The sequence below is a fragment of the Bradyrhizobium centrolobii genome (genome assembly GCF_001641635.1).
Lineage (GTDB): Bacteria > Pseudomonadota > Alphaproteobacteria > Rhizobiales > Xanthobacteraceae > Bradyrhizobium > Bradyrhizobium centrolobii.
Window position 1 is genome coordinate 43,475 of sequence record NZ_LUUB01000014.1, and the last position, 6,870, is coordinate 50,344.

Annotated in this window: 4 protein-coding genes; 3 read left to right on the top strand and 1 reads right to left on the bottom strand. The window is 58.5% G+C overall.

The features are described from left to right. Positions 1–9 precede the first annotated feature (9 nt). Positions 10–1,488, bottom strand: coding sequence for a hypothetical protein (locus tag AYJ54_RS01660; RefSeq protein WP_136623364.1), 1,479 nt, complete (start codon positions 1,486–1,488; stop codon positions 10–12). Positions 1,489–2,236: 748 nt separating this feature from the next. On the opposite strand from AYJ54_RS01660, the gene AYJ54_RS01670 reads away from it, so the two are divergent. The 3 genes from AYJ54_RS01670 to ltrA all read left to right on the top strand — a co-directional run bounded on the left by AYJ54_RS01670 (position 2,237) and on the right by ltrA (position 6,831). Beyond that, positions 2,237–2,524, top strand: coding sequence for a DUF3892 domain-containing protein (locus tag AYJ54_RS01670; RefSeq protein ID WP_063696146.1), 288 nt, complete (start codon positions 2,237–2,239; stop codon positions 2,522–2,524). A gap of 334 nt (positions 2,525–2,858) precedes the next feature. Further along, positions 2,859–3,896: an IS110 family RNA-guided transposase gene (locus tag AYJ54_RS01675; RefSeq protein WP_063696147.1), complete on the top strand. Its 1,038-nt coding sequence runs from the start codon at positions 2,859–2,861 to the stop codon at positions 3,894–3,896. A 1,039-nt stretch (positions 3,897–4,935) separates the two neighbouring features. Further along, positions 4,936–6,831, top strand: a complete 1,896-nt coding sequence (ltrA, locus tag AYJ54_RS01680; RefSeq protein WP_063696148.1) for a group II intron reverse transcriptase/maturase — start codon at positions 4,936–4,938, stop codon at positions 6,829–6,831. The last annotated feature ends 39 nt before the right edge of the window (positions 6,832–6,870 follow it).

Below are 6,870 nucleotides of genomic sequence, written 5' to 3' on the forward strand. Positions count from 1 at the left end.
CTTCCTTGGTCAGGTGACGAGAGGTTCGAGCGATGCATCCGCGACGACGATGCCGGTCGCATCGGTGAAGATGGCAGCGACGTCCCTCGCTTTCTGACGATAGGCATCGTAGGTGCTTTGGCCAACGAGCGGGATCGCCTCCGCCAGGCTCATCACCTGCCCCTGCTTGGCGGCCACGGCGGCAGCCTTGAGCTTCTGCTCATCGGAACGCAGAGCGGAAATAGCCGCATTGAGATCGGAAATGTTGGTCGGCGTCACCAGCTTGCCGCCGATGTAGACGAGTTGGCTAAGTCCAACGATACCCAGGATCGTGTCCGGAACAACGAACGTCGAAAGCTGATTCACGCCCGCCGCGATCAAACCTCCGATCACGACCAATGCGAAAATGAAACTCTGATAGCGATATACATCGAAGACGCCATCGGTGGAGAAGAAGTCACGCCAGGTCGCGTTTGACGGGTCGACGATCGTCTTGGCCATCGGAAGCCAATTGCGTCGCAGCAGCCATGCCCGGTTTTCCGCCGACAGCGTGTTGCGTTGGCTATCGGTGCCCTTGGCTATAGTCGCGCCGACGCCGCTGATGCCCAGGAGCGTCAGGATCGACCCCGACAAATCGACCAACGTCCCTGTCTGAAGCAGCAGCAGCGTGATCAGGGCAGCAACCGCCAGGGAAAAGGCCAACGTCTGGAAGGTCGAGAGGCTTCCTTTTCCATCCGACCCCGCCGAGACCTGTGCGGGGTTCAACGCGCGCAGGAAGGATCCCAACGTGTGATCCTTCTTCCGAAGCGCGAACGCTATCCAGATGTAGAGAACCAGAACCTCCACAAGGACCGCGCCGATGCTGAACCAGTAGGGACTGAGGCGGACGCTTATGGACGAGACTCGCCAAGGAGACTGTCCGACCGGACTGTTGCAGGTGTAAAGATAAAGATCGACCCTGCTCCAGAACCACGCCAGATCGTCTCCCATGTTCAATGTGACGATGGTCTGGTCGGGCTCGAGCAGATGCTGCTTCACCAGCGGGTCCGATTCCGTCGCGCGGTGCGTAAGGACGTCCTGCCGCTTGAACAGATAGGTTTCATCTCCATAGTCGATACCTGCGAAATAACGTACGCCATCGACGAACGGAGCGCGCACGCCGACGTCAACGCGCTGGTTTGTGGGCAAGAAGTTCGTGGCCAGCACGATCGGTGCGCCTACCGGATTGCGACCAGATCGAAGTTCGATGGCGAACTCTCCGGGTTTCACGCACTGCTTCTGAGGATCGCTCGGCGTGGTCTGCCCGCTCGCAAGGGCGCCAGCGCTCGACGACGGCGCTGACTTTTGAATCGAAGGATCGGATCGCGGCTCGTCAGATGTCGATTGCGACACCGCAGGCTTCTGCCCGTCACCTTGCGCCGGTTGAGCCTGCTGCACTCTTGCTGGCGAAGAGAGGAACAGAGTTATCAGCGCTACGGCGCAAGCAGCAAGGATACGGGATTGAGCCATTTTTGTCACCGGCGGGAAAGCAAACCACCCAATTATTTACCCATGGTTGTTCCGACCCCGCAAGCCAACTTCCATGATTCGCCTCGTTTCTCCCCGAGTAACGCAAAGGATCGAGCCGGCTATCGGTCCGTCAATCGCTCGAGCTCGGTTGCTAGTTTTGGTCTTCGCAGCTTCACCACGCCAATAGCCGAGGGAGCTATGATTTGGACGGCTGCGGCTAAGCCACCACAAGTGAATGCCTGACCGGGTATAGCGGCATTGGTGACCGGCATATCGCGAGCTTCGGATCAATGTTGTGCACCGCGATTTGATAGCGATTGGCAGCGGCAAGGGGGACGAATTTGCCGGAAATCTGCATGAGCTACGTGCTAGCGATTCAACCCCGAGCACACAGCTTCGAACGCATTCGCGGCACGATGCAGCGTGCACTTCTCGGGAGCGACATTGATTGGGTTTCCAACAATCTGTTCTCGCCCGAGCTGATCGCAGGCGTTGGAGAGATCTGCATTGCTTGTCGACTTGACCTCCGTAGGAACAATTTCGATGACGAAAGACTAAAGACCGTCACACGGTATTGATATTGCTGACTGTCACCTAAAGGGCGATTCGCCGGATGTGCTCGACGCATTCGCGGAGCCCCGCGCAAGTTCGGCAATTGTGCTTGCTTCGAACCGTAGCGACAATAGGGCCTTGTCGTGGGGACGAGCAGGATCCTCGCTCCCCAAAAAAATTCGATGGAAAGTAAACTATGGCCACCTACCGCATCGATTGTGTTCACAAGCCGAACCGCATGAGCCGGCATGAGCACATCACGGATGTCGGCGGGCCGAAGCCCGAAGGAGGAAGATGGCGGGGCAAGGTGGAAAACGTTGTTCGTTCTATCGAGAACAAGCAGCACAGGTTCTACACGCAACAGGGTGATTCGACCGCTTGGGTTGCCGTGCGAAAAAGCCCCTCGGGACGCAAATTCATTCAGACCCATGCAGATGGGGTCTGGACCGACAATCTACTTGCTCTCGACGAGTGCTCGACCTAGCTCAAGCGTAGCGCGCCCGGCGCTTGACTTACGAGTGCCCGGTTTGGTTCTCGCCGCACGCGTACAAGTGAAAGAATGTGAAATCCGCGAGGTGACCCGCCTCGTCCCATTCCTTCACGGGAACCTGGCCTTGCGCTGCCCAGGGCCGCAGGCCCTGATCAAGCGTGCGCGAACGCGCATCGCCGACTGAAATGGCACCCGGAGAGCGTGAGCATAGCGACCCGAAGGGGCACGCGGGTCCGAGTGCAGCAACGAGATGAAGTAACCGGGCACCGACCTCTCGGGCGCATAATACGTCGATCGATTCGCCCAACAAAATGAGCTGGAGATCCTGATGAATTACTTCGCTGGACTCGACGTGTCTCTCAAGCGCACCGCGATCTGCATCGTTGATCGAGATGGAAATATCGTCCGGGAAGGAGTGACGGATACCGAACCCGAGGCGCTAATTTCCTGGCTGAGAAATACCCGCTTCGCTTTGCAGCGCGTTGGGCTGGAGGCCGGTCAATGTTCGTCCTGGCTGTACAAGGGGCTTTCGGAAGGCGGATTACCAGTCATTTGTGTTGAGACCCGGCACGCAAAGAGCGTGATGCAAGCTCAAACTGTCAAGACGGACCGCAACGATGCTCGTGCGCTTGCGCAAATGATGCGAACAGGGTGGTTTAAAGCGGTTCACATCAAATCTGAAGACAGCCAAAAGCTACGAGCGTTGATGGGCAGTCGCCGGTGCCTGCTCGACAAGCAACGCGACCTCAACAATCATATTCGGGCGGCACTTCGAACCTTCGGATTCAAAGTAGGCCTTATCGGCCAAAGCCGCTTTGAAGAACGTGTACGCGAGCTGATCGTGGCTGATGGAGAGTTACAGGCTCTCGTCGTTCCATTGCTCGAAGCCCGACGCATGCTCGGCGAACAAGCACACGTGTTGACGCGCCTGATTGGGCGCCTGGTTCGGAGCGATGCTATTTGCCGCCGGTTCATGACAGTTCCTGGCGTTGGCCCCCTGACAGCTTTGGCATTCAAGACGACCATCGATAACCCAGGCCGCTTCCGTAAATCACGGCATGTTGGCGTCCATCTTGGACTGACCCCAGGCAAATACGCGTCCGGAGAGGTCGATTACAACGGGCGCATCACCCGGTGCGGCGATGCCTTTGCTCGAGAGCACCTCTTTGAAGCCGCGCACTCTTTGATGGTCAACACCAGACGGTGGTGCTCGTTAAAGGCATGGGGCATCCGCATCGCCAAGCGCAGTTCCATGAAAAATGCGCTGGTCGCGGTGGCTCGCAAGATATCCGTCATCCTGCACCGTATGTGGTGCGACGGCAGCGACTTCCGGTGGGAGAGATCGGAGGCCGCAGCGGCAGCCTGACACCCGAATGTACTGATCAGCAGAACACGGCCGAAAGGCTGTCAAGGAGTCCGGCAGGACGAGGAATGGCGAGGGTGATAACCGGTCTGCAGCGCGAGCCGATCGCTCCGTGACTGCGCTCCCGAGATGGTCCCGCCACTTCTTCACGAACATCATCATGAGGCGGGGATCCCGACCTCGAAGAGAAGCGCGATCGCCGGATAGCTTTGACACCACGGTAGGTTCGGAAGGCACAGCGACAATGCGGTAATCAGATCAGATTTGATACTTGACGTTCCAACCCCGGTTAGACCGGTTAACAGCGGCACCCGGGACAGGGGCAGTGATAGCGATCGCCGAAGGCGAGCCCCTTTCCCGAGTGCCCCCGGCGAGGAGCTCCGCAGTCTTTGCGCGAGGGATCGAAGCCCGAGGGGCGTGCGCCGTTGTGGCGTGAAGAAGAAGGGAGTGTTCGAAAGAATGGAGCCTACTGGTTTGGCTCTTACTTGCCCGACTTACCGGTGTCGGAAACGACTGAGACCTCGAAAGAGGAACGGGACCAGAGCATGTCGGGAAACGTCTCGAAATCGGGCGCCGCAGCCCGGTGGAGAGCACAGAGTAAGGTGTGCACGGTGAAAGCTGTATTGCCTGAATCCCAGTTTCCAGTCGCTAAAGGGTTGGCGGTAGCGAACGCGGCTGACACGCTACGCCACGCGGGGCAAAACGCACCGGCCAGTGCGATCTGCCACCAGTCCGCGTGGGACGACCTCCATCGGAGGGTCAAGGAAGCAAATGGGACACCTAAACACACCGCAACTCCCCACACACGCAACTACGGGATCGCCTGCAGCAGGTTCGTTCGCGAGCCTGTATGGCGACGGAGCCGTCGTAGTACCCAAATGCCTGGCGTAACGGCCGGGACAGCCGCCGCAAGGCGGACGATCATGCGTATAAGGCCGGGTGACCGGATCGAAAGCGCCTCCGATCGGGGGAAGGACGATGCCGCTAAAAACGGCATTTGCAGTATGCGTAGAAGAGATTCTTCGACGGAGAGGTTCTGCTGATGCAGGCCGCTACCATCCAGAGGAGAATTGAATCACTTCCGACCTTGTCGCGGTCGGGCAAGCGGATCAATGGCCTTCACCGCCTGATGAGATCTCCATTTCTCTTTGAGCGGGCCTACGAAAAGGTCTCCCAAAATAAGGGAGCCTTGACGCCTGGTGTTGACGGCAAGACCTTCGACGGCATGTCGCTGGCGAAGCTCGCCGACCTCGCCCGTCGCGTGGCAGAGGGCACATATCGCTTCCGACCTGTCCGACGGGTTTATATCCCGAAGGGCAACGGCAAGACACGACCGCTGGGAATTCCCACGGTGGAAGACCGACTCGTTCAGGAGGCGGTCAGGACCATCCTCGAAGCAATCTATGAACCTGTGTTCCTCGGTGAGTCGCATGGGTTCCGCCCGAGGCGGTCCTGTCACACCGCTTTAAATCTCGTCAAGAAGACTTGGACGGGTTGCAAGTGGCTGATCGAAGTGGATGTGCGTGGGTTCTTTGACAACATCGACCATGACGTCCTGCTCAGGCTTCTCAAGAAGCGGATCGATGATGACAGATTCATCGGTCTGATCGAAGGAATGCTGAAAGCGGGTTACATGGAAGATTGGGTCTATGGACGCACATACAGCGGTACACCACAGGGCGGAGTCGTATCGCCCTTGCTCGCCAACATCTATCTGCACGAGCTGGATCAGCACATGCAGACAATGAGGGCGGGATTCGATAGAGGCCGCGACCGACGCGCATTCCCGCCCTATGCGGCGTTGCAAAGGCGCGTCCTGGGCCTCCGCCGGAAGATTGAGCGGCTGCGCGCCAACGGCGCGGAGCTGGCCGAGATCAATGCCGCATTGGCAGAGATCAAAGCCATCAATAAGGAGAGACGGAAACTACCTTCCGTCGATCCCATGGATCCCAATTTCAAAAGGCTCCGCTACTGTCGATACGCCGACGACTTCCTGATCGGCATCATCGGCAGCAAGGAGGAGGCTCGTGAGACCATGGCCTCTGTTGAGCGATTCTTGACAGAGACGCTGAAGCTCGCGATCTCGCCTGAGAAGAGTGGGATTCAGGCCGCTTCAAAGGGAGTGACCTTCCTCGGCTACCGCATCGCGGCGTACACGTCCTACGGGGGTGGACGAAAGTCCAACCGCAAGGGACCGGCAGCACGGACATGGCGCGTTACGCGTCGGCCGACTACCGGCAACATCAGTCTGCGTGTGCCACGCAAGCGGATAACCGAGTTCTGCAAACGGCATGGGTATGGCGACCTCGCCAGGAAGACCGGCCGTGCTCGTGAGCAGTTCTTGGTCACCAGCGACACCGCGACCGTGCTCGCCTATAACTCGGAGTTCCGTGGTTTTGCCAACTATTACTCGTTTGCCGATGACAACAAACGTGCCTTGGGAGTGCTGGAGCTCGTTGTGTTCCGCAGCCTCATCAAGACGCTGGCGTTGCGCCATCGAACGACGAGGGCACAAATCATGGCCCGTCTGTGGAAAGGGTCGGATTACGAGGTGTCCTCTGTAGTCCGAGGCAAGCTTCGCACGATCAAACTGTGGAGACTGAAGCACCTCACGCGAACCTTTTGGATAAGTCAAGGAATTGACGATCTCACAAGAGGCGCGTGGTGGGTCATAAACTCGAATGACCTAATCGACCGGCTGCATGCTCGCCGATGCGAAGCATGTGGCGGCGCGACAGGACCATTCGAGATGCATCACCTCCGCCGCGTTCGAGACCTGCAGAGTGGGTCGCTGATAGTCTGGAAACGGTCCGGCTGGCGGCGCAAGACGATCGTCCTGTGCCCGTCGTGCCGGGTGGCCGTTTCCAATCGAGAGTATACGCATATGGAAAGCCGTGTGCATCGCAAAGGTGCCCGCACGGTTTGGGGGGAGGCGTAGGGACATCCTCCGCGGAGGTGTTCCACGCCTACCCTACCG